Here is a 21,715-nt window from a genome sequence, read left to right on the forward strand (position 1 = left end):
GCGCGCGACACCCGGCGCTCCGACGCGGGTGCGCCCGGGCCCGGGGGCCGGCGAGGTGTTACCGTGGAATCCCGTGGATCGCGTGATCACTTGGTTGATCGGCACGGCGGTCTGCACGACCGCGACGGACGACACGGGAGCAGGCCTTGGCCCCTTCAGCACGGACGACCAGGCACATCTTCGTCACCGGGGGCGTGGCCTCCTCGCTGGGTAAGGGCCTCACCGCCTCCAGCCTCGGGAACCTGCTCACCGCGCGCGGTCTGCGCGTGGTCATGCAGAAGCTCGACCCCTACCTCAACGTCGACCCCGGCACGATGAACCCGTTCCAGCACGGCGAGGTCTTCGTCACCGAGGACGGCGCCGAGACCGACCTCGACGTCGGCCACTACGAGCGGTTCCTCGACCGGGACCTGTCCGGGAAGGCCAACGTCACCACCGGTCAGATCTACTCGGACGTGATCGCCAAGGAACGGCGTGGCGAGTACCTGGGCGACACCGTCCAGGTCATCCCGCACATCACCAACGAGATCAAGTCGCGCATCCTCGGCATGGCCGACCCGGACGCCGACGGCCAGGTGCCCGACGTGGTCATCACCGAGGTCGGTGGCACCGTCGGCGACATCGAGTCGCTGCCGTTCCTGGAGGCGATCCGGCAGGTTCGCCACGACCTGGGCCGGGACAACTGCTTCTACCTGCACGTGTCGCTGGTGCCGTACCTGGCGCCGTCGGGCGAACTGAAGACGAAGCCGACCCAGCACTCGGTCGCGCAGCTGCGCAGCATCGGTATCCAGCCGGACGCGCTGGTGCTCCGCTGCGACCGGGACATCCCGGACAAGGTGAAGCAGAAGCTGTCGCTCTACTGCGATGTCGACCTGGAGGCGGTCACCGCCGCCCCGGACGCCCCGAGCATCTACGACATCCCGAAGGTGCTGCACCGCGAGGGTCTCGACGCGTACGTGGTGCGCCGGCTGGGCCTCTCCTTCCGGGACGTGGACTGGTCGAGCTGGGACGACCTGCTGGAGCGGGTGCACCAGCCGCGCCACGCGGTGACCGTGGCGCTGGTCGGCAAGTACGTCGACCTGCCCGACGCGTACCTGTCGGTCAGCGAGGCGATCCGGGCGGCCGGCTTCGGTCACCGGGCCCGGGTGCAGCTGCGCTGGGTGCCGAGCGACGAGTGCGTCACCCCGGCCGGCGCCGCGGCCGCCCTGGCGGGCGTGGACGGCATCGTGATCCCGGGCGGGTTCGGCGTGCGCGGCATCGAGGGCAAGATCGGCACCGCCCGGTACGCCCGCGAGAACGGCATCCCGCTGCTCGGCCTCTGCCTCGGCCTCCAGTGCATGACCATCGACGTGGCCCGTCACCTCGCCGGGCTGGACGGCGCCAACTCGCTGGAGTTCGACGAGGACGCGGCCCACCCGGTCATCGCCACGATGGCCGACCAGGAGGACATCGTCGCCGGCAAGGGCGACCTGGGCGGCACCATGCGGCTCGGGGCGTACCCGGCGGCGCTCGCCGAGGGCTCGCTCGTCGCCGAGGCGTACGGAAGCACCCAGGTCAGCGAGCGGCACCGGCACCGGTACGAGGTCAACAACGCCTACCGCGACGCGCTGACCAAGGCGGGGCTGCACATCTCCGGCACCTCGCCGGACGGGCGGCTGGTCGAGTTCATCGAGCTGGACCGCGACCTGCACCCGTTCTTCGTGGCCACCCAGGCGCACCCGGAGCTGAAGAGCCGCCCGACCCGGCCGCACCCGCTGTTCGCGTCGTTCGTGAAGGCGGCGATCGCGTACTCGGAGGCCGACCAGCTCCCGGTCGACCTGGACGGCACGGCGCCGGCGGCGGCGAAGGCCTCCCGCAACGGCGGCACGGCCGCGACGAAGGCCACGGCGAAGTCGTGAGCGCGCGGCGCCTTACACCCGGGGCGGCGGCGTGAGTGCCGTCGAGCACCGGTACGAGCTGCGCTCGCGCACGGAGCGTTACCGGGGCCGGATCTTCGAGGTCGTCAGCGACGAGGTGACCATGCCCGGCGGCGGCACGGCCGTCCGCGACCACGTCCGGCACGTCGGGGCGGTGGCCGTGGTGGCGTTGGACGACGCCGGCCAGGTGGTGCTGATCCGGCAGTACCGGCACGCGGTCGGGCGGCACCTGTGGGAGCTGCCGGCGGGGTTGATGGACGTCACCGGCGAGGATCCGGCCGTCACCGCCGGGCGGGAGCTGGCCGAGGAGGCGGACCTCAGCGCGGGGCGGCTGGACGTCCTGGTCGACCTGCACAGCTCGCCTGGTTTCACCAACGAGCTGGTCCGGGTCTTCCTCGCCCGCGACCTCGCCGACGTGCCGGCCGACCAGCGGCACGACCGCCGGGAGGAGGAGGCCGACCTCCAGGTGGTGCGGATCGACCTGGACGAGGCGGTCGGCATGGTGCTGAACGGCGAGATCACCAACGCCTCGGCGGTCGCCGGGCTGCTCGCCGCCGCGCGGGCCCGCGACGTGGGCTGGTCGGCGCTGCGCCGGGCGGACGCGCCACTGCCCCGCTGAGGGCGTACGTGAGAAGGGGCCGCGCGGCGAACCGCGCGGCCCCTTCTCGTACGCGTCGGATCAGTCGCGCAGGGGCCGGCCCTGCGCGTCGGTGCCGCCGTTGACGAGGATCAGGATCCCGTCGATGAGGCCCCAGAGGCCACCGGCGCCGCAGGTCACGAGGCTCACCACGAGCTGCAGGACGGCGATCTTGGTGTGGCCGGTGTAGAACCGGCCGGCACCGAAGGTGCCGAGCAGGATGCCGAGGAGACCCGCGACGATCTTGCTCTTGTCGGAAACGCCCGCCGGGTAACCCGGCTGGTACGGAGGAGTGGTCATGGGGCGACACAATAGTGATCGACTTGCCTCCTGTCCCCGGCGGGACACGCCGAGTGGGACGATAATGGTGAACACTGTCCTGACGGCTGAGGTGGTCTCCGACCGCCGGTCAGGCCGGCGCCTGACACTTCGTCAGGGGGAGCGGTCACCGCATGTCACTGTGCTGGCTCCCCGCGGACGGCGGCGCGCCTAGACTGCCGCCGGCGGGACCGGTGGACCGCGGCGGCAATGGGGCCGTCGTGGCGCCGAGCAGTCGGGGCGGCAGCCCCGGAGGAAGGTGTCTGCATCGTGAAGGTCGGAATCCCACGCGAGGTCAAGAACCACGAGTACCGCGTGGCGATCACGCCGGCGGGCGTCAACGAGTTCGTGCGCGCCGGCCACCAGGTCTTCGTCGAGTCGGGTGCCGGCGTCGGGTCCAGCATCAGCGACGACGACTTCGCCGCCGCCGGCGCCAAGATCCTCGCCACCGCGGACGAGGTGTGGGACACCGCCGAGCTGGTGCTCAAGGTCAAGGAGCCGATCGCCGAGGAGTACCACCGGATGCGCGAGGGGCAGGTGCTCTTCACCTACCTGCACCTGGCCGCCTCGAAGGAGTGCACCGACGCGCTCATCGACCGCAAGGTCACCGGCATCGCGTACGAGACGGTCGAGCTGCCCGACCGGTCGCTGCCCCTGCTCGCCCCGATGTCCGAGGTGGCCGGCCGGCTCGCCCCGCAGGTCGGCGCGTACCACATGCAGCGGCAGGGCGGCGGGCGCGGCATCCTCATGGGCGGCGTCTCCGGCGTGTACGCGGCCAAGACCGTCGTCATCGGCGCGGGCGTGTCCGGCATGAACGCCGCCGCCATCGCGCTCGGCCTCCAGGCCGAGGTGCTGCTGCTCGACAAGAACGTCGCCCGGCTGCGCCAGGCCGACGCCATCTACCGGGGCCACCTGCAGACGGTCGCCTCCAACGCGTACGAGATCGAGCGGGCCGTGCTCGACGCGGACCTGGTCATCGGCGCGGTGCTGGTGCCCGGCGCGAAGGCCCCGACCCTGATCTCCAACGAGATGGTCTCCCGGATGAAGCCGGGCAGCGTCCTGGTCGACATCTCCATCGACCAGGGCGGCTGCTTCGAGGACTCGCGCCCCACCACGCACGCCGACCCGACGTACAAGGTCCACGAGTCAATCTTCTACTGCGTGGCGAACATGCCGGGCGCGGTCCCGCACACCAGCACGTACGCGCTGACCAACGTCACCCTGCCGTACGCCCTGGAGCTGGCCAACCACGGCTGGCGGGAGGCGCTGCGCCGCGACCCGGCGCTCGCCCTGGGCCTCAACACCCACGCCGGCCAGGTCGTCTACGGCCCGGTCGCGGAGGCGCACGGCATGGCCACCCTGCCGCTGGCCGAGGTCCTGGCCTGAGGGGCGGCAGCCTGACCACAGTGCACGACAGGGCCGGCACGGGCGTGGAGCCCGCGCCGGCCCTGCGCCGTGCCGTCCGCGGCTACCTGGACCATCTCACCGTCGAGCGTGGACTGTCCGCGAACACCCTCGCCTCGTACCGCCGGGACCTGGACCGCTATCTCGACACCCTGGCGTCGGCCGGGGTCACCGACCTGGCGGCGGTCGGTTCCGGTCAGGTGGAGGCCCACCTCGCCCGGCTGCGCGCCGGCGACGACGGGCAGCCGCCGCTCGCCGCCTCGTCCGCCGCGCGGGCGGCCAGCGCCGTCCGCGGCCTGCACCGCTTCGCGCTGCGCGAGGGACTGGCCGGCGTGGACCCGAGCCGCGACGTCCGCCCGCCCACGCCGCCGCGCCGGCTGCCGCGCGCCCTGCCGGTCGACGACGTGGTCCGCCTGCTGGAGACGGCCGGCCCGGTCACCGCCACCGGCGACGGCGCGCCGCTCGCGCTGCGCGACCGGGCGCTGCTGGAGTTCCTGTACGGCACCGGCGCGCGCATCTCCGAGGCGGTCGGCGCCGCCGTGGACGACCTCGACACCACCGAGGGAGCGGTGCTGCTGCGCGGCAAGGGCGGCCGTAGCCGGCTCGTTCCGATCGGCGGGTACGCCGTCGAGGCGCTGCGCGCGTACCTGGTCCGGGCCCGGCCCGCGCTGGCCGCCGCCGGCCGGGGCACCCCGACGGTCTTCCTCAACGCCCGGGGCGGGCCGCTGTCCCGGCAGGGGGCATGGACGATCCTGCGCCGGGCCGCCCAGCGGGCCGGGCTGCCCGTCGACGGGCCGGCGGCGGTCTCCCCGCACACGCTGCGCCACTCGTACGCCACCCACCTGCTCGACGGCGGGGCGGACGTCCGGGTGGTGCAGGAACTGCTCGGCCACGCCTCGGTGACCACCACACAGGTCTACACACTGGTCACCGTCGAGCGGCTGCGCGAGGTGTACGCGACGGCCCACCCGCGGGCCCGGGGCTAGGACGCCGCCCGCCGACACGCCGTACCGGTGCCGAACGCCCTGCTCGCCGGTGGCGTAGAGTCGGGTTCGGCGCGGACCTGGCGGGGCGACGCGGACGCAGGGTGCGCGGCGGCGCCGCGAAAGGGACGTCGGTCGACTCCGACGCCGGGTGGTCGTCGGGAGGGGGCAACGAGGACATGGCAGGCAACGGTGACCGTGCCGAGACCTGGACGTCGGAGCTCCGTGAGCAGCAGGCCACGCTCGGCGCGGATCTGGGTCCGGCCGATCCGGCGGCGTACACGATGCGCAAGCCGATCCCCGAGCCCATGCCGACCGACCGGCACGGCCCGGCGCGGATCATCGCGATGGCCAACCAGAAGGGCGGCGTCGGCAAGACCACGACGACCATCAACCTGGGCGCGGCGCTGGCCGAGTACGGCCGCAAGGTGCTGCTGGTCGACTTCGACCCGCAGGGCGCCCTCTCGGTGGGCCTCGGCGTCAACCCGCACAACCTCGACCTGTCGGTCTACAACCTGCTGATGCAGGACGACGTCACCGCCGAGGACGTGCTCATCAAGACCGACGTGGCCGGGCTGCACCTGCTCCCGGCCAACATCGACCTCTCCGCGGCCGAGATCCAGCTGGTCAACGAGGTCGCCCGCGAGATGGCCCTGGCCCGCGTGCTCAGGAGCGTCCGCAAGGAGTACGACTTCATTCTGATCGACTGTCAGCCCTCCCTGGGCCTGCTGGCGATCAACGCGTTGACCGTCGCCCACGGGGTGCTCATCCCGCTGGAGTGCGAGTTCTTCAGCCTCCGGGGTGTGGCCCTGCTCCTCGACACCATCGACAAGGTGCGCGAGCGGCTCAACTTCGACCTGGAGCTCGAGGGCATCCTCGCCACCATGTACGACAGCCGCACCACCCACTGTCGGCAGGTGCTCCAGCGGGTGGTGGAGGCGTTCGGCGACAAGGTCTACCAGACGGTCATCACCAAGACGGTGAAGTTCCCCGAGTCCACCGTCGCCGGTGCGCCGATCACCACCCTCGACCCGGCCTCCTCGGGCGCGCGCAACTACCGCCAGTTGGCCCGCGAGGTGATCGCCGCCCAGTCGGAGCGCGCGTAGTCCGGGAGCGGTCGGGCGGTGACCACGACACACGCCCTGGGCCGAACGCCGGGTGTCCGCGCCGTGGACTACGGTTTTCCGGTGACCGCTCCGCCCCTCGACCCGCCGCACGGCGCCGACGATCCCGTGGCCGCCGCGGAGCTGGCCGCCGAGGTTGACGGCGTGGTGCCCGCCGACGCGGCGACGGTCGAGGAGACCAGCGGCTTCACCGTCCGGCTGGCGAACTTCACCGGCCCGTTCGACCTGCTGCTGCAACTGATCAGCAAGCACAAGCTGGACGTCACCGAAGTGGCGCTGCACAAGGTCACCGACGAGTTCATCGCCTATATCCGGGCGATGGGCGACCAGTGGGACCTGGACGAGACCAGCGAGTTCCTGCTGATCGCCGCCACCCTGCTGGACCTGAAGGCGGCCCGCCTGCTGCCCGCCGCCGAGGTCGAGGACGAGGAGGACCTGGCGCTGCTGGAGGCGCGGGACCTGCTCTTCGCGCGGCTGCTGCAGTACAAGGCGTACAAGGAGGCGGCCGCCCACATCGGGGTTCTGGAGGAGGCCGGCGGGCGGCGCTGGCCGCGCGCGGTCACCCTGGAGCCCCGGTACGCGCAGGCCCTGCCCGACCTGGTGCTCGGCATCGGGCCGGAGCGGCTGCGGGCGCTCGCCGTGAAGGCGTTCACCCCGAAGCCGGTGCCCGAGGTGTCGATCGCCCACGTGCACATGGTCCGGGTCAGCGTCCGCGAGCACGCCGGGATCATCGCCGAGCGGCTGCGCCGGGCCGGCACCGCGACGTTCTCCGGGCTCTGCGCGGACTGCGAGGCGACCCTGGAGGTGGTGGCCCGGTTCCTCGCGCTGCTGGAGCTGTACCGGGAGGGCCTCGTCGCGTTCGTCCAGGACCAGGCCCTGGAGGAACTGACCGTACGCTGGACCGGCCCCGCCGACGGCGGCCCCGACCTGGACATCGACGAGTACGCCGGCACCCCGTCACCGGCCGGCGCACCCGCGGCCGAGGGGGAGCCGGCCGGCGCGGCCGAGCCGGGGGAGCCCGTGCCGCCGGAGCCGGCTGCGGCGGGGGACGGGACGGGATCGACGGAGGGCGAGCGGGATGAGTGACGAGGAGCGCCGGGACTCCCTGGCCGACCAGGCCGCCGCCTGGATCCCCCCGTGGGAACGCCGTCCGGAACCGCCCGCCGATCGCACCGAAGGTCGGGGCGAGGAACGGCCCCCGGAGGGGCCGGAACCTGCCGAGATCTCGGGGGAGTCCGCGAGCGACGATCACGGCGCGGCCGCCGAGGAGGCGGCTGCGGGCGTGGGGCGGCCCGCGGGCGAGGAGCAGCGGCCGAGCGTGGACGCCGGGGAGCCGGTGGCGCCGACGGCCGAGGCCCGGGAGCCGGTGGCGCCGACGGCCGAGGCCGGGGAGCCGGCGCCGGGTGGGGAGGCTGCCCGCGTACCCGACCGGGCGCCACGACCCCGGCGGCGGGTGACGGCACCGCCGGAGCCGGCGCCGGTCCTCGACGACGCGGAGCTGCGCGGCGCGCTGGAGGCGATCCTGCTGGTGGTGGACGAGCCGGTCGCCGAGGCGACCCTCGCCGACGTGCTGGAGCAGCCGGCGGAGCGGATCGCGGCGATGCTGGCCGAGATCGCCGCCGGGTACACGGCGGCCGGCCACGGGTTCGAGCTGCGCCGGGCCGCCGGCGGCTGGCGGCTCTACACCCGGCAGGAATACGCGGGGTACGTCGAGCGGTTCGTGTTGGACGGGCAGTCCGTGCGGCTGACCCAGGCGGCGCTGGAGACCCTGGCCGTGGTCGCCTACAAGCAGCCGGTGACCCGCTCGCGGATCTCCGCCATCCGCGGTGTCAACTGCGACGGCGTGATCCGTACCCTGGTCTCCCGGGGGCTGGTCGAGGAGTGCGGCACCGAGACGGAGAGCGGCGCCCACCTCTACCGGACCACCACCCTGTTCCTGGAGAAGCTCGGGTTGGACAGCGTCGCCGACCTGCCGCCGCTGGCCCCGTTCCTCCCCGACGATGTGGAAGACCTTGCCGATGCCTCGCGATGACCGTGCCCCGAAGTCCGACGCGCCCGTCTACACCGGTCCCGAGCGCCTCCAGAAGGTGCTCGCCGCCGCGGGCGTCGGCTCCCGGCGGGCCTGCGAGGACCTGATCTTCCGTCGGCGGGTGACGGTGAACGGCCGGGTCGCGCAGCTCGGCGACCGGGCCGACCCGACCCGCGACGTCATCCACGTCGACGGGCAGCGCCTCCAGGTCGACACCCGCCTGGTCTACCTCGCGATGAACAAGCCCCGCGGCGTGGTCTCGACGATGGCCGACGAGAAGGGGCGCACCGCCCTCGCCGACTTCCTCGGCAACCGGGTGGAGCAGCGGGTCTACCACGTGGGCCGGCTCGACGCCGACAGCGAGGGCCTGTTGCTGCTCACCAACGACGGCACGCTCGCGCACCGGCTCATGCACCCGTCGTACGGGGTGCCGAAGACGTACCTGTGTCAGGTCACCGGGCCGATCCCGCGTAACCTCGGCAAGCGCCTCGCGGCGGGTGTGGAGCTGGAGGACGGCCCCGTGAAGGTCGACTCCTTCCGGGTGGTGGACACTCTGGGCAAGACCGCCCAGGTGGAGGTGACCCTGCACGAAGGGCGCAAGCACATCGTGCGGCGCCTGCTCGCCGAGGTCGGCCACCCGGTGTCGCGGCTGGTGCGGACCTCGATCGGGCCGATCCGGCTGGGCGACCTGCGCTCCGGGCGTACCCGCCGGCTGACCAACGCCGAGGTCGCCGCGCTGTTCAAGGCCGTCGGCGACTGAGGCGGGCGGCTGCGGGTACCGGTGCCGGTAGGCTTCCGGCGGCCTCGCTCCGGGTGTCGCGCGTCGCCTCGTGGTGGCGTGATGCCGGCGCGCGGCGCGGCGACGGGCATGATTGAAGGCAGTGTGTGTGGTTTCCGCTCGCGGGCAGGATCCGCGAGGTACGGACTGAGGAGGACGACGGTGGAGGAAAAGGCACGGACCGGGCGCTGCGTGGTCGCTGTGGACGGGCCGTCCGGTTCGGGTAAGTCCACCGTCTCCCGGCGGCTCGCGGTCAGCCTCGGCGCCCGCTACCTGGACACCGGCGCGATGTACCGGGCGGTCACCTGGGCGGTGCTGCGGTCGGGCGTCGACCTGGCCGACGCCTCGTCGGTGGCCAAGGTCGCCGGCGAGACCGACCTGCGGATCGGCACCGACCCCCAGGGGTACGGCGTGACCGCTGACGGCGTGCACGTCGAGGTGGAGATCCGGGGGCCCGAGGTGACCTCGGCGGTCTCCGCCGTGGCCGCCGTGCCGGCCGTCCGTGCGATTCTGGTCGCCCGGCAGCGGGAGATGATCGCCGCCGCCGGCCGGATCGTGGTCGAGGGGCGCGACATCGGCTCGGTGGTCGCGCCGGACGCCGACCTGAAGGTCTACCTGACGGCCTCCGAGGCCGCCCGTGCGGCCCGGCGCAGTGTCGAGGACGCCACCGACGTGGCTGTCACCGCGGCCGACCTGGCCCGCCGGGACCGGCTCGACTCGACCCGTACGGCCGACCCGCTGACCCAGGCGGCGGACGCCGTGGTGCTGGACACCACGGAACTGGGCATCGACGAGGTCGTGGCGCGCCTGCGCGACCTGCTGACCGAGCGGGGAGTGGCGTGAGCGAGTTCGAAGGCTGGGTGGAGCTGCGGGAGCCGGACCTCGACGTCGAGGAGGCGCCCGGCCCGCAGCCCGTGGTGGCCGTGGTCGGCCGTCCCAACGTGGGCAAGTCGACCCTGGTCAACCGCATCATCGGCCGCCGCCAGGCGGTCGTCGAGGACATCCCCGGGGTGACCCGGGACCGGGTGCCGTACGACGCGCAGTGGAACGGCCGGCAGTTCACCGTCGTGGACACCGGCGGCTGGGAGCCGGACGCGAAGGACCGGGCCGCCGCCATCGCCGCGCAGGCCGAGTCGGCGGTCGCCACGGCCGACGTGGTGCTGTTCGTGGTCGATGCCATGGTGGGCTCCACCGACGTCGACGAGGCGGCGGTGCGGATGCTGCGCCGCAGCGCCAAGCCGGTGATCCTGGTGGCGAACAAGGCCGACAACAGCTCGATCGAGATGGAGGCGACCTCGCTCTGGTCGCTCGGCCTCGGCGAGCCGCACGCGGTCTCCGCCCTGCACGGTCGCGGCTCCGGTGAGCTGCTCGACGCCATCATGGAGGCGATGCCGGAGGCGCCGAAGATCGTCGAGCACCGGCCTCGTGGCCCGCGCCGGGTCGCCCTGGTCGGCCGGCCCAACGTCGGCAAGTCCAGCCTGCTCAACCGCTTCTCCGGCGAGGAGCGGGCGGTTGTCGACGCGGTCGCCGGCACCACCGTCGACCCGGTCGACAGCCTGGTCGAGATCGGCGGCGAGACGTGGCAACTCGTCGACACCGCCGGCCTGCGCAAGCGGGTCGGCAAGGCCAGCGGCACCGAGTACTACGCGAGCCTGCGTACCGCGTCGGCCATCGAGGCCGCCGAGGTGGTCGTGGTGCTGCTCGACGCCAGCGAGGTCATCAGCGAGCAGGACCAGCGGATCCTGTCGATGGTCACCGAGGCCGGCCGCGCCCTGGTGATCGCCTTCAACAAGTGGGACCTGGTCGACGCCGACCGCCGGTACTACCTGGACAAGGAGATCGAGCGGGAGCTGCGCCGCATCCCCTGGGCGATCCGTCTCAACCTGTCCGCGAAGACCGGGCGCGCGGTCGACAAGCTCGCCCCGGCGCTGCGCAAGGCCCTGGCGAGCTGGGAGACCCGGGTGCCGACCGCGCAGCTCAACGCGTGGCTGACCGCCCTGGTGCAGGCGACCCCGCACCCGGTGCGCGGGGGACGGGCGCCGAAGATCCTCTTCGCCACCCAGGCCGGCGTCGCGCCGCCGCGCTTCGTCCTGTTCACGACGGGTCCGCTGGACGCGGGGTACCAGCGCTTCGTCGAGCGCAAGCTCCGCGAGGAGTTCGGCTTCGAGGGCAGCCCGATCGAGATCTCGGTACGCCCCCGCAAGAAGCTCGGCCCGGGCGGCCGGGGCAAGGCGCACGGCTGACCGATCCTCGCCCTGACCCACCCTCCTAGGACGCTTTAGAGGTGGTGACGAGGGTCGCCGGGTGGAGCCGGTGGCCCTCGTGGCGCGGGAGGGGCGATTGCGGCGGAAGGAAGATCGTGCGGTACGCTGTACCGGCTGTCGCGGGGAGGACCGCGCGGGAGCATCGGGACGTGGCGCAGTTTGGTAGCGCACTTGACTGGGGGTCAAGGGGTCGTCGGTTCAAATCCGGCCGTCCCGACAAGGTGAAACAGCAGATCACAAGGCTGGTCCGAAACGTCGGGCCAGCCTTGTCGGCATTCTGGGGACCACGATCGGTCGTCGACGCTCGCTAACGATTTTTGACCGCTGGTCAAGTCTCAAGCGTCCAGCCGGGATGCCTGCCGAATCGTTCGCTCTTTGGATCAAGGCGGCCCGCAAAGCGGGCCGCGCCGGGCCGGCCGGCCCCGCTTTGGACCGACCAGTCCATGAAGACCTCGGGACTCCGCCCCGAACCCCGACCCTCCTCAGAGATGCCGCCGCGGCTCACCTCGCCGGGCACCACAAGGGCTACCAGCCTCCCCGGGCGGGGACCAGGTCGTTCATTCGGTAGGGCGCTCCACTTGGTCCCCGTCGGGGAGGCTGGACGGTCTGCCGACTGCCCGACGAGGAGATCCGCTACCCGACAAACGCGCCTCGTGCTGCTAGCACTCCAACCGGATCAGCCCCTTGCCGGAAGCTGCCTGAATCGTGAGTATGAGCCCACCTCGGGAAGGAGTGCTGAGGCCGAGTCCCCGCAAGCATCCGGTGGAGCAACCGGTCTTTCGATCGCTGATGTTGACCTCACTCTGTCTTGGGCATCGTGCTTCTCGCCCTGAACGAGCCGCCGTCGAACGGCTTTGTGAGCGTCGCGGCTTTGGTGTTGCTCGCCGTCTTCGTGGTCTCCTTCGGCCTCTATTGGCTCGCTTGGGTGCTCCGCGAGCACGAGCTGTGGCGCGAAGGACGCCAGGATCAAGGGAAGTAGACCGAGGCGCGGCATGGGCCATCCACGGGCCAGTAGCCGTGGCGCGGAGCGGTCATCAGCGGGCACGACGGGCCCAGGCTCTGCCGCCGGCCGCAGGCGTTTCGGGCATCACGGGCGACGGATCACGCTCTTCCAAACTGACGCTCGCTTCTAGGCGAAGTACTCCTCAGCCAGGTTGGCTCTACTGGACCTGATGCCATGACCGCAGTCCGAGGAGAGGCGTGCTACTGGTCGTTGGCACCAGCAGGTCCGGGAGGGTCTGCCGTTCGCCGGGCACCGGTGCACAAGGGCGCGGCAGGCGACCGTGGGACCGTCCACGACGGAAACGCGACAGTTCGTGCTGCCGTCGGTCAGTATGGTCAGCTCCGTGGAGAGTCGCCGCGTTTCGGAACTGCCGTCGGTCGAGGACGCCGTGGTGCAGGAACTGGCCCGCCGGGTGGTATCGCGGGTTGCCCCCGAGGAGGGGGAGATCTTCGACATCGTGCGGGATGCCTACCGCCGAGACCCGCAGCGGCTGACCAGTCCGGGCGGCGGGCGTGACCAGATGCTCGGTTTCGGCGTCGAGGCGGCCGCCGCGCTGCTGACCCCGCTGGCGCTGGGCATCAGCGCCGAGGTGGTCCGTCACCTCACCATGGAGGCGGTCGGCGCGATCGAGGTGGGCGACCGGCTGCGCGGCCTGCTCCGGCGGCGGCGCGACGCCGACCCGGCCGACGGGCAGGCGACTCCCGCCCCGCACACCGGCGACCCCGAGGCCGCCCCCGCCGCCTCTCCGGCTCCCGCTCCTCCTGCGGACCACGCGCGGATCCGCGAGATCGTCCTCACCCGGTGCCGGCAGGCCGGCGTCGACGACGACCGGGCCGGCCTGATCGCCGACGCCGTGGTCGGTGCCCTTCACCACGACGGGTGACCGTGCGCGCGGCACGTTCCCGGCGTCCGGACGAACCGCCGGTGACCGGCACCACGCTGCGTTTCGTCGCGCTCGTCATCGCGGTGCTCGGCACCGCCACGTACGCCTTCGGTTCCCTCTACTACGTCGTGCCGGAGCACGCCGCCGCCGGAGGGGTGACCTACGCTCGGTGCACCGAGGCGTACCGCCACGCACTGCCCGCCGCCGACGCGGATCTCGACAGGTACGTTGCCGCCAGTGAGCGGGCACAGCAGGACCTGGTCCGCTGCCTCGCGCCGTTCGAACAGGCCCAGGCCGGATGGGTGCTCGTCGGTCTCGCTGTGCTCCTGGCCGTTGCGGCGGCGCTGTTTCTCACCACGCCCGGGTGGATCCGCCGCCGGGGGAGGCTGGTCGAGGTCACGCCCGGCCGGTTTCCCCGGCTGCACGCCGAACTGGTTCGGCTCACCAGCGTTGCCGGGCTGGCGCGGCCACCGTCCTTTCTGCTCGATCCGGCCGCCGGCAGCCCCGGCGGGCTCGCCTTCGGCCGGGTCGGCCGGTACGCGGTGCGGATCAACGCCGGGCTGGTGCCGCTGTCGGTCACCGGTCCCGGCACGTTCCGCGCCGTCGTGCTACACGAACTCGCCCACCTCCGCAACCGGGACGTCGACCTGGCGTACGCGGTGGTGGCGCTCTGGCGGGCCTGCGTCGCAGTGGCCCTCGTCCCGCTGGCCGTCGTCCTGCTGTATCCCACGATCGTGGCCGACCCTGGCCGGGCGCCGTGGGACGTTTCCGGCTACGAACCGACGGTGGCGCATGTGGGTGGGCGGGCCGTCGTCTTCGTCGCCGTGGCGTACCTCGCCCGCAACGCGGTGCTGCGTGCCCGCGAGACGCACGCCGACGCTCGCGTCGCCGAGTTCGGCGCCGGAGCCGACCTGCGCCGAGCCGTCACCCTCACGGCGACGCCGCACGGCGCCCGGGGATGGCTGCGCCGGCTCGGCGTCCACCCCACCGTCGCGGCCCGGCTGGCCGCGGTCGACGACCCGGCACGTCGGCACCGGCCCGGCTTCGGCGAACTGTTCCTCGCCGGCCTGACCACGGTGATCGCATTCAGCGGACTGTCCCACTACGTCGTGCTCGCGGTGACGCACGACGGCGCAGCCGGGCCCCGTGCCGCCGCCTGGATCGTCGCGCCCGTCGTCACCGGGATCCTGGGCGCGGCGGCCTGGCGGGCCCGCCTCGGCCCCGGGTCGCCCGCCGACCGGACCAGGACCGTGGTCGTCGCGGCTCTCGGGTTCAGCCTCGGCTGGCTTGTCGGTGACCTGGTGACGATCTCCATCGCCCCGGGCAGTTGGGGGGTCTTCGGCAGCCCGTGGACCGGTGGTCGGGTTCCGGTCGGCGACGGCGCGACGATGAGCGGTTTCGGGGCGGGCTCGGCGCTCCTCGCGGCGGTGTTGCTGGCCGGCGGCATGCTGGCGCAGGCCGGGGTGAGCGCGGCCGGCGCTCGGACCTGGTCGGCGCCGGGCGCGGCCGGCCGCTGGGCCTGGGCGCTCGGCGTGGCCGTCACCGCTGTGCCGTTCGCCGTCTGGATCGGGACCTGGCACCCGGTGCGCGTGGCCCCCTACCTGGTCGGTCACCTCTACAGCATCGGCGCCGCCGACCTCGCCCGTGCTGGCGTGGACATCTGGCCGGGGCCCGGGTTCGCCGTGCTGACACTGTTCTACCCGCCGCTGGAGATTTTCCGCGGCCGGCTGCTGGCGGCGCCCGTGGTGGCGCTGGCCTGGCTGTACCCGCTCGCCGCAGGGCTGTGGGGCCGGCCCGGTCGGCGTCACCGGTCAGCGGTGCGCCGCTGCGACGCCGCCGGGCCGGAGCGGGACGCCCACGGCCTCCGGGAAGTCGTCGACCGCGCTCCTGATGGGCCGGAAATCTCCTCGTCCGGGGACGACGCTCGCGGTTCACCGGTACCGGACGACCAGCGTCTCGGCGAGGGGGTGCGTGCCGCCCTGCGGGTGGCGTTGCTCGGGGCCGCCGGTTTCGCCGGCGCCGTGCTGGCCGCCCGGGCGGTGCTTCGGCTGTCCGTCCCGCAACTGGTCGGCACGGCGGGCTTCTCCGGTTACTTCTACTACGCGGAGCTCGCGGCGGCGGGTCTGGTGCAGGCTTTGGTCGGTGGCGTGCTGGCTGCCAAGGGCCGTCCCCTCGGCCTGGTGCTGGGGCAGTTGGGCGCCGCCGTGGTCGCCGTGCTCGGCACCGTGGCCGTCCTCGCCGGGCAGACGCTCGGCGGATGCGTCGCCGCGTTCCGGTTCCGCTGGTCGACCTGTGATCTCCCCGACGACCTGCCTTGGGCGCTCAGGCTGCTGGACACCCTGGCGGTCAAGGGGGCGCTGGCCGCTCTGCTGGCCGGCGTGGCGGTGGCCGTCGTGCACACGGCGGTCCACGGGCTGCTGGCGCGTCTGGTGGCGCACCGTCCGGCGGCTCGGTGGGCCTGGTCTGCTGCCTTGCTGGCGGTGCTGTTGGGGACAGGCGGCGGGCTGCTGCGCGCGACGTACGTCTCCGGGAAGCCGGACGGGGTGACGGCTGCACCCGTGCCGTCGGCACCAGCCGCTGTCGAGCGTCCTGCGGCGCGTCCCGGGCGTGCACTCACCACCGCTGAGGCCACGGCCGCCGCCGAGGCGGCGGCGCGGGACCTGCCTCCGCACTGGAAGCGGACGGCCGACGACGAGCAGGGAAATTCCTCGGCGGAACCGAGTTACGACCCGCCCGCCTGCCAGCCGTTGGCCACCGACGGGTTCCTCGAACCCCTCGCCCGCGATCGACGCGCGTCGGCGCAGCTGTTCCTGGGCAACGGCGGCCAGCTGGCGTCGTCGTCGATGACGGTCACCGTTGTCTCGTACGCCTCCGCGGTGCCCGACACGGTGCTGCACGATGCGGAACGGGCCCGCGCTCGCTGTCCACGTTTCAGAACCACCACCGCCGACGGCTTTCAACTGAGCTACGAGGTGCACGCCGCAACCGCGCCCCGCGTCGGTGACCAGGCCTGGCGGGTGGACTACGACCTCTCGACCGTCGCCGGTGCCACCGTGCGGGCCCGGATGGCGCAGGCCACCGTGCGGGTGGACCACACCCTCGTCACGGTTTCGATGATCGCCATCGAGGAGCCGCTGGACGAGGAACTCTTCCTGGCCGCGCTGACCCGTGTCGTGGCCGCCATGCCGCACTGACCTCGTGGATTTCGAAGGGTGCCGATGACGTGTAGCTACCACGTGACTGCCTGGCGGCAGCGGAGTCGTCAGGCGTCTCGTCCGTCGATGAGGCGGCGTAGCGTGCGCCCGGCGGTGGGAAACGCGAGGCGGAGGGTGTGCCGGACTGACTTGATCTTTAACCCCCTTGAGGTCCTGCGGGGACCCCGACCGATCACGGAAACAGCCCTTGGTCGATGATCTTCTTGTCTAGGGAAGAACATCGATAACCAAGGGCTGTTCTGGTGACCAGTGTGCATGACTGTGGTCCGGCTGATGCCGTCGGGGACCTGGACAGGTTCCGGCGAGAGTTCTACGACTGCTTGACTGCCGCAGCAGTCGCGGCCTCGTCGCTCCTGCTTAACGGTGACGGTGACGTCGACACGGCGCACCGCTTGCTCGTCAGCGCCCTGGAGATGCAGAGCGACACAGATCTCGTTGAGGAGAAGAACCTCGTCGAGGCGTTGCACATGTTTTCCTGGTCTGCCTGTTCGGCGGCCGACCGGAGTTGTACGCGCCCTTCGACGCGGTACTCAGCGAACTCGGCTCCCGGACCCCCGAGCTCCTCTGGGTCATCAGAAGGACCGTCGGCGACCCGGCTCGTACCGCACCGGAGGCCCTTGACCGGCTCGACGCCATGCTGCCCGGCCTCGAGAGCGAGGCGAACCCGAGCCGGATCGTCCGCATCGGCATTGCCTGCGCCTACGTCGACCGGCTCGCCTCATGCCGCGCCGCACTGTGGCGAGTGGTGGACAACGGACGTGCCGGTGGCGCGATTGCCTCGGCGATCGAGGCATTGTTCCTGCTCGCCAACGACGGCTTCTTCGCCGGGGAGTGGGACCGAACCCTCGCCGCGATCGAGGAAGGCCTCACACTGTGTGACGACCACGGCTATCGAGTGTTGACCTGGCCCGGGGTGTTCCTGCGAGGGCTCTCCACGCTGCTCGGGGACGGACGGACGTAGCGTCATCGATGGCCGACGAGATGACCGGATGGGCCACCCCCAGGGGCGTCGCCCTGGTCCAGTGCTATGCCGCTCACGTGCGGGCGCTGGCGGCGTTCGGCGAAGGGGACGTCGGGGCCGCATACCAGCACGCCGCCGCGGTCAGCCCCGCAGGAGTCCTGGCCTCCCACAACCCCCACGCGATGTGGCTCGTGCTGGACCTCACCGAGGCCGCTGCCCGGACGAAACGGCACCGGGAGGCCACAGCTCACGCCGCCGCAGCCCGGCAGGCGGGAATCGCCGCCATCTCCCCGCGTCTGGCGCTACTCGTGGCCGCCGCTGCGGCTGTCGCCGCTCCCGCCGGCCGGGACGTCGAGCTCTTCGAGGAGGCGCTCTCGCTGCCGGATACCCAGCGCTGGCCCTTCGACCTGGCCCGGGTCCACCTCATCTACGGGGAACGTCTCCGCCGCAGCAAGGCCACCACAGAAAGTCGACGGCATCTCACCCAGGCGCTCGAGACCTTCCAACGGCTGGGGGCAGACCCGTGGGTCGAGCGCGCCACCGCCGAGCTGCGCGCAACAGGCCTCGCCGTCCCCACCGGCCGCGCCATTTATCTCGCCGTGCTGACGCCCCAGCAACAACAGATCGCCATCCTGGCGGCGCAGGGCATGACGAACAAACAGATCGGCGCCCGGCTCGCTCTCTCCTCCCGCACCGTGGCCGCCCATCTGTACCAGCTCTTCCCCAAACTGGGCATCACGTCTCGCGCCGGTCTACGGGACGCCCTCACGAAGCTGCCGACGAAGGAAGTCGACGAACCGCGGCAGTACGAATAGCGCCCGGCCACAGACGGCTCAGGGTGACACCGAAGGTGCAACCAGCAGGAAACGTCGTCACGTGCAGGGCGGAGTAGGGCGGTATTGACCGCCGTGGTCCGAAATGACGGCCGGCATGCGTGGGCATGCGGCCCGCGCGGGATGGGCAGCGGGCCGTCCTGGGGCATTCCAGAGGGCAAGTCAAATGACTGAATCGGCCGACACCCGGGCCGCCCTACTGTCGTAGACGCGCCACACGGTGGCGCTCTGAAACAGGAGGAACACAATGAGTGCAGACTGGACGACGAAGAACGTCGTCCTCGTGCACGGTGGCTTCGTGGACGGGTCCGGCTGGCAGGGCGTGTACGACCAGCTCACCGAGGACGGCTTCAACGTCACCATCGTTCAGAACCCCACCGTCTCGCTCGAAGGGGACGTGGCGGCCACCCGGTGGGTCCTGGACGGACAGGATGGCCCCGTCGTCCTCGTTGGCCACTCCTACGGAGGCGTCGTCATCAGCGAGGCAGGGAACCACCCCAACGTGGCCGCGCTGGTGTACATCGCGGCGTTCGCTCCCGACAAGGGGGAGTCGGTCCAGACCCTCATCGCCGACCCGCCGCCCGGCGCACCGGTGCCGCCGATCCTGCCGCCCCGGGACGGCTTCCTGCTGCTCGACCGCGAGAGGTTCGCCGACTCCTTCGCCGCCGACCTGCCAGCGCAGCAGGCCGCCTTCATGGCGGACTCGCAGGTGCCGTGGGGCGTGCACGCCCTCGGCGGTCAGGTGACCGAGCCGGCCTGGCGCGGCAAGCCGAGCTGGTACCTGGTCGCCACCGAGGACCGGATGATCCCGCCGCCCGCGCAGCGGGCCATGAGCGAGCGCACCGGCGCGACAGTGGTGGAGGCCGCGGGGAGCCACTCGATCTACGTGTCCCAGCCCGCCGCGGTGGCTTCGCTGATCAAGCAGGCGGCCAGCGGAGCGACCAGCGCCTCGTAGTTCGACCGCCGCGGAAGACCCTGGTCGCCTGCCGTCGGTCGACGGGGTCGCGACCAGGGCCTCCCATGCCCGTCCCGGCGTCGACAGCCAGCTGAACAGCTGCTGCCGAACCTGCGGAAATTCCTGCACATCCTGATCCGGCCCTTCGCCGTGGCTGACCGCTGCGGACGGCTCTCACCCGGCTGCTTGCCCTGGTGTAGCAGCGGCCGCTACCCATTTCCCCTCCACGAGAGAGAAGTAGAAATGAACCTTCGCCGTATCCTGCGGCCTTCCGCCTGGCTCGCAACGGCCGGTGCCGCCGCCGTGGCGGGCATTCTCGCCTCGATGGCTTCCGCCGCACCGATGCAGCACTTCGGCTGAAGCAAGGACAAGCCCACGGTCGTGCTGGTGCACGGTGGCTTCGCCGACGCCACCAACAGTTGGGAAGGGGAGGTCAAGCGGCTCCAGGACCAGGGCTACCCGGTTGTCGCGCCGGCCAACCCCCTGCGTGGCCTCGCCACCGACTCCGCCTACCTCGCCAGCGTGCTGGACAGCATCGAGGGGCCGATCGTGCTGGTCGGCCACTCCTACGGCGGTGCGGTGATCACCAACGCAGCCGCCAACGACCCTGACGTCAAGGCGCTCGTCTACATCGCGGCCTTCGTGCCCGACACGGGCGAGTCGCTCGGGGAACTGATCTCGAAGTACCCGGGCAGCGAGATCGAGGCCGCGCTCAACCACGTGCCGTACCCCAACCCGGACGGCTCGACCGGCACGGACCTCTACCTCAAGGCGGACAAGTTCCGTGCGGTCTTCGCCGCCGACCTGCCGGAGTCGACCACCACGGTGATGTCCGCGACCCAGCGGCCGTTCAGCGCCCAGGCATTCGCCGACCCGACGCAGGGCGTCGCCTGGCGCACCATCCCCTCCTGGGGCCTGGTCGCGACCGCTGACAAGGCCATCCCGGCCGACCTGCAGCGCTTCGAGTACAACCGGGCCGGCGCTCGCAAGATCGTCGAGGTGGAGGGCGCCTCGCACAGCGTCATGGCCAGCCAGCCCGGCGCGGTGACCAAGCTCATCACCGAAGCAGCCAACGCCACCGACTGATCCGGCGGCATCCGCCCGATTCAGACCAGACGCTGCGACAGGTGAAGGCGGTCAGCCCAAGCACATCCCTTGGGCTGACCGCCCCACCCCGTTCACCGTCGCTGGTCGTTCCCCGGCCGACCGCTCTCCCCGATGGCCGGGATGAGCCGATTCGGTGCCGGCGGCAGGTCATGACGCCCAGCGTCCAGGTCGGTGAGGTCACCCGCGGCGTTGATGAGACCGATGTGCGAGAACGCCTGAGGAAAGTTACCCAGGGCTTCCCCGCTGGACGGGTCGATCTGCTCCGCGAGGAGGCCCAGGTCATTGACCCGTCGGCGAGCCGTTCGAAAAGCTGCCCGGCCCGGTCCCGCTCGCCCGCCAGCGCCAGGCAGCTGACCAACCAGAACGAACAGATCACGAAGCCGGCCGGGTCGCCCTCCCAGCGGCGCAGCAGACCGTTGTGGGACAACCTTTCCTCGATCATCCGGATGGTGGATCGCATCCTCGGGTCACTGGCGGAAAGGAAGCCGACCAGCGGCATCACCAACACGGACGCATCCAGCTCATCGGTGTCGAAGGCCGCGGTAAAGGCCGCCAAGCGGTCGCTCCAGCCCCGCCTCAGCACGGCTCGTCGCACCTCGTCCCGTACCGCTGCCCACCTGGCGACGTCGGCCTTGGAGCCGAGGTCGGGTCCGAAGCGGACGGCTCGGTCCAACGCCGTCCAGCACTGCACCTTAGATGACACGTAGTGGCGCGGGGCGTCGCGTGCCTCCCACATCCCGGCGTCCGGCAGGTGCCAGTCCTGCTCGGCCCGCTCGATCAACGCGCGCAGCAGTTCGCGGACGTCTGGCGGCATCGGGTCGAGATGTTCGCGCATCAGCCAGGCAGCGGCGAGCGCCTCACCGGACACGTCGCTCTGCCGTTGTCGCCAGGCGTCGTTGCCCACCAGTACCGGGCGGCTGCCGGCGTAGCCGGCCAGGTGCTCGAGATGATGTTTGGTGAGGTCGCACCTGGTCACGGTAGAGGCCGCGGTAGTCGTGCAGGCCCATGAAGGAGCGCCAGCCCGCGACGGCGTTGTCGATCACCTGCTCGGCATCGAGCACCGCCGGCGGGCCGGCATCGTAAGCCGGCGCGTACCCCAGGGTGAAGCCATGTGTTTCGCCGGCCCGTACCGTGAACGACCCGAACGCCTCCCCGGCCGCGCAGTGAAGTGGGATGGTGGCGCGCAGATCCAGCCGGGCCGACGCGGCACTGGCGACCCGGGAACACGGTGGCCACTGCGAAGGCCGCGAACATGACCGCCCGGCCGGGGTGGACAACCGGCCTGGCGGTCACGTGTCACGGCCT

General features: G+C 72.0%; 18 protein-coding genes, 1 tRNA gene and 1 pseudogene. 18 read left to right on the forward strand and 2 right to left on the reverse strand.

The annotated features are described in order from the left end of the window. Positions 1–146: 146 nt before the first annotated feature. Both pyrG and HCJ94_RS25935 read left to right on the forward strand, forming a co-directional pair. Positions 147–1,898, forward strand: a complete 1,752-nt coding sequence (gene pyrG, locus HCJ94_RS25930) for a CTP synthase (protein WP_168003661.1) — start codon at positions 147–149, stop codon at positions 1,896–1,898. 31 nt (positions 1,899–1,929) lie between these two features. Further along, complete coding sequence (locus HCJ94_RS25935) at positions 1,930–2,535, forward strand: NUDIX domain-containing protein (RefSeq protein ID WP_168003662.1); 606 nt, start codon at positions 1,930–1,932, stop codon at positions 2,533–2,535. 60 nt (positions 2,536–2,595) lie between these two features. Here the strand turns inward: HCJ94_RS25935 and HCJ94_RS25940 are convergent, their stop codons facing one another. After that, on the reverse strand, positions 2,596–2,928 hold the full coding sequence (locus HCJ94_RS25940) for a TM2 domain-containing protein (RefSeq protein ID WP_309227433.1): 333 nt from the start codon (positions 2,926–2,928) through the stop codon (positions 2,596–2,598). Between the two features lie 213 nt (positions 2,929–3,141). On the opposite strand from HCJ94_RS25940, the gene ald reads away from it, so the two are divergent. The 16 genes from ald to HCJ94_RS26020 all read left to right on the forward strand — a co-directional run bounded on the left by ald (position 3,142) and on the right by HCJ94_RS26020 (position 20,389). After that, complete coding sequence (gene ald, locus HCJ94_RS25945) at positions 3,142–4,257, forward strand: alanine dehydrogenase (RefSeq protein WP_168003664.1); 1,116 nt, start codon at positions 3,142–3,144, stop codon at positions 4,255–4,257. 20 nt (positions 4,258–4,277) lie between these two features. After that, positions 4,278–5,261 carry a site-specific tyrosine recombinase XerD gene (locus tag HCJ94_RS25950; protein ID WP_309227434.1) on the forward strand — a complete coding sequence of 328 codons (984 nt, stop codon included), beginning with the start codon at positions 4,278–4,280 and terminating at the stop codon, positions 5,259–5,261. 176 nt (positions 5,262–5,437) lie between these two features. Beyond that, positions 5,438–6,364, forward strand: a complete 927-nt coding sequence (locus HCJ94_RS25955; RefSeq protein ID WP_168003665.1) for a ParA family protein — start codon at positions 5,438–5,440, stop codon at positions 6,362–6,364. A gap of 81 nt (positions 6,365–6,445) precedes the next feature. Next, complete coding sequence (locus HCJ94_RS25960; RefSeq protein WP_168003666.1) at positions 6,446–7,468, forward strand: segregation and condensation protein A; 1,023 nt, start codon at positions 6,446–6,448, stop codon at positions 7,466–7,468. After that, entirely contained in the window at positions 7,461–8,414 is a 954-nt protein-coding gene (scpB, locus tag HCJ94_RS25965; protein ID WP_168003667.1) for an SMC-Scp complex subunit ScpB, read from the forward strand. Before HCJ94_RS25960 ends, scpB begins: the two co-directional genes overlap by 8 nt. Then, a complete protein-coding gene (locus HCJ94_RS25970; RefSeq protein WP_168003668.1) occupies positions 8,401–9,171 on the forward strand; it encodes a pseudouridine synthase in 771 nt (256 codons plus the stop codon). The genes scpB and HCJ94_RS25970 overlap by 14 nt, the downstream gene beginning before the upstream one ends. A gap of 180 nt (positions 9,172–9,351) precedes the next feature. Continuing rightward, positions 9,352–10,032 carry a (d)CMP kinase gene (gene cmk / locus HCJ94_RS25975; protein ID WP_168003669.1) on the forward strand — a complete coding sequence of 227 codons (681 nt, stop codon included), beginning with the start codon at positions 9,352–9,354 and terminating at the stop codon, positions 10,030–10,032. Beyond that, positions 10,029–11,432: a ribosome biogenesis GTPase Der gene (der, locus tag HCJ94_RS25980; protein ID WP_168003670.1), complete on the forward strand. Its 1,404-nt coding sequence runs from the start codon at positions 10,029–10,031 to the stop codon at positions 11,430–11,432. The genes cmk and der overlap by 4 nt, the downstream gene beginning before the upstream one ends. Positions 11,433–11,596: 164 nt before the next feature. After that, positions 11,597–11,670: transfer RNA gene (locus tag HCJ94_RS25985), tRNA-Pro, on the forward strand. 600 nt (positions 11,671–12,270) lie between these two features. Further along, positions 12,271–12,432 carry a hypothetical protein gene (locus HCJ94_RS25990; protein WP_168003671.1) on the forward strand — a complete coding sequence of 54 codons (162 nt, stop codon included), beginning with the start codon at positions 12,271–12,273 and terminating at the stop codon, positions 12,430–12,432. Positions 12,433–12,799: 367 nt separating this feature from the next. Continuing rightward, a complete protein-coding gene (locus HCJ94_RS25995) occupies positions 12,800–13,339 on the forward strand; it encodes a hypothetical protein (RefSeq protein ID WP_168003672.1) in 540 nt (179 codons plus the stop codon). A gap of 41 nt (positions 13,340–13,380) precedes the next feature. Further along, positions 13,381–16,533 carry a M48 family metalloprotease gene (locus HCJ94_RS26000; protein WP_168003673.1) on the forward strand — a complete coding sequence of 1,051 codons (3,153 nt, stop codon included), beginning with the start codon at positions 13,381–13,383 and terminating at the stop codon, positions 16,531–16,533. A 526-nt stretch (positions 16,534–17,059) separates the two neighbouring features. Further along, positions 17,060–17,515: a hypothetical protein gene (locus HCJ94_RS26005; protein WP_168003674.1), complete on the forward strand. Its 456-nt coding sequence runs from the start codon at positions 17,060–17,062 to the stop codon at positions 17,513–17,515. Positions 17,516–17,523: 8 nt separating this feature from the next. After that, the gene (locus tag HCJ94_RS26010) at positions 17,524–18,330 is read left to right on the forward strand and encodes a helix-turn-helix transcriptional regulator (protein WP_168003675.1); all 807 of its coding nucleotides are present in this window, start codon (positions 17,524–17,526) and stop codon (positions 18,328–18,330) included. A 265-nt stretch (positions 18,331–18,595) separates the two neighbouring features. Next, complete coding sequence (locus HCJ94_RS26015) at positions 18,596–19,303, forward strand: alpha/beta hydrolase (RefSeq protein WP_168003676.1); 708 nt, start codon at positions 18,596–18,598, stop codon at positions 19,301–19,303. 381 nt (positions 19,304–19,684) lie between these two features. Next, positions 19,685–20,389 (forward strand): alpha/beta fold hydrolase, encoded by a 705-nt coding sequence (locus tag HCJ94_RS26020; protein ID WP_309227435.1) that lies wholly within the window; start codon positions 19,685–19,687, stop codon positions 20,387–20,389. A 92-nt stretch (positions 20,390–20,481) separates the two neighbouring features. On the opposite strand, the pseudogene HCJ94_RS31575 reads toward HCJ94_RS26020, so the two are convergent. Beyond that, positions 20,482–21,374: pseudogene (locus tag HCJ94_RS31575) on the reverse strand (glycoside hydrolase family 15 protein); the annotation flags it as partial. Between the last annotated feature and the right edge of the window lie 341 nt (positions 21,375–21,715).

This window comes from Micromonospora thermarum, from assembly GCF_012034245.1.
GTDB lineage: Bacteria > Actinomycetota > Actinomycetes > Mycobacteriales > Micromonosporaceae > Micromonospora > Micromonospora thermarum.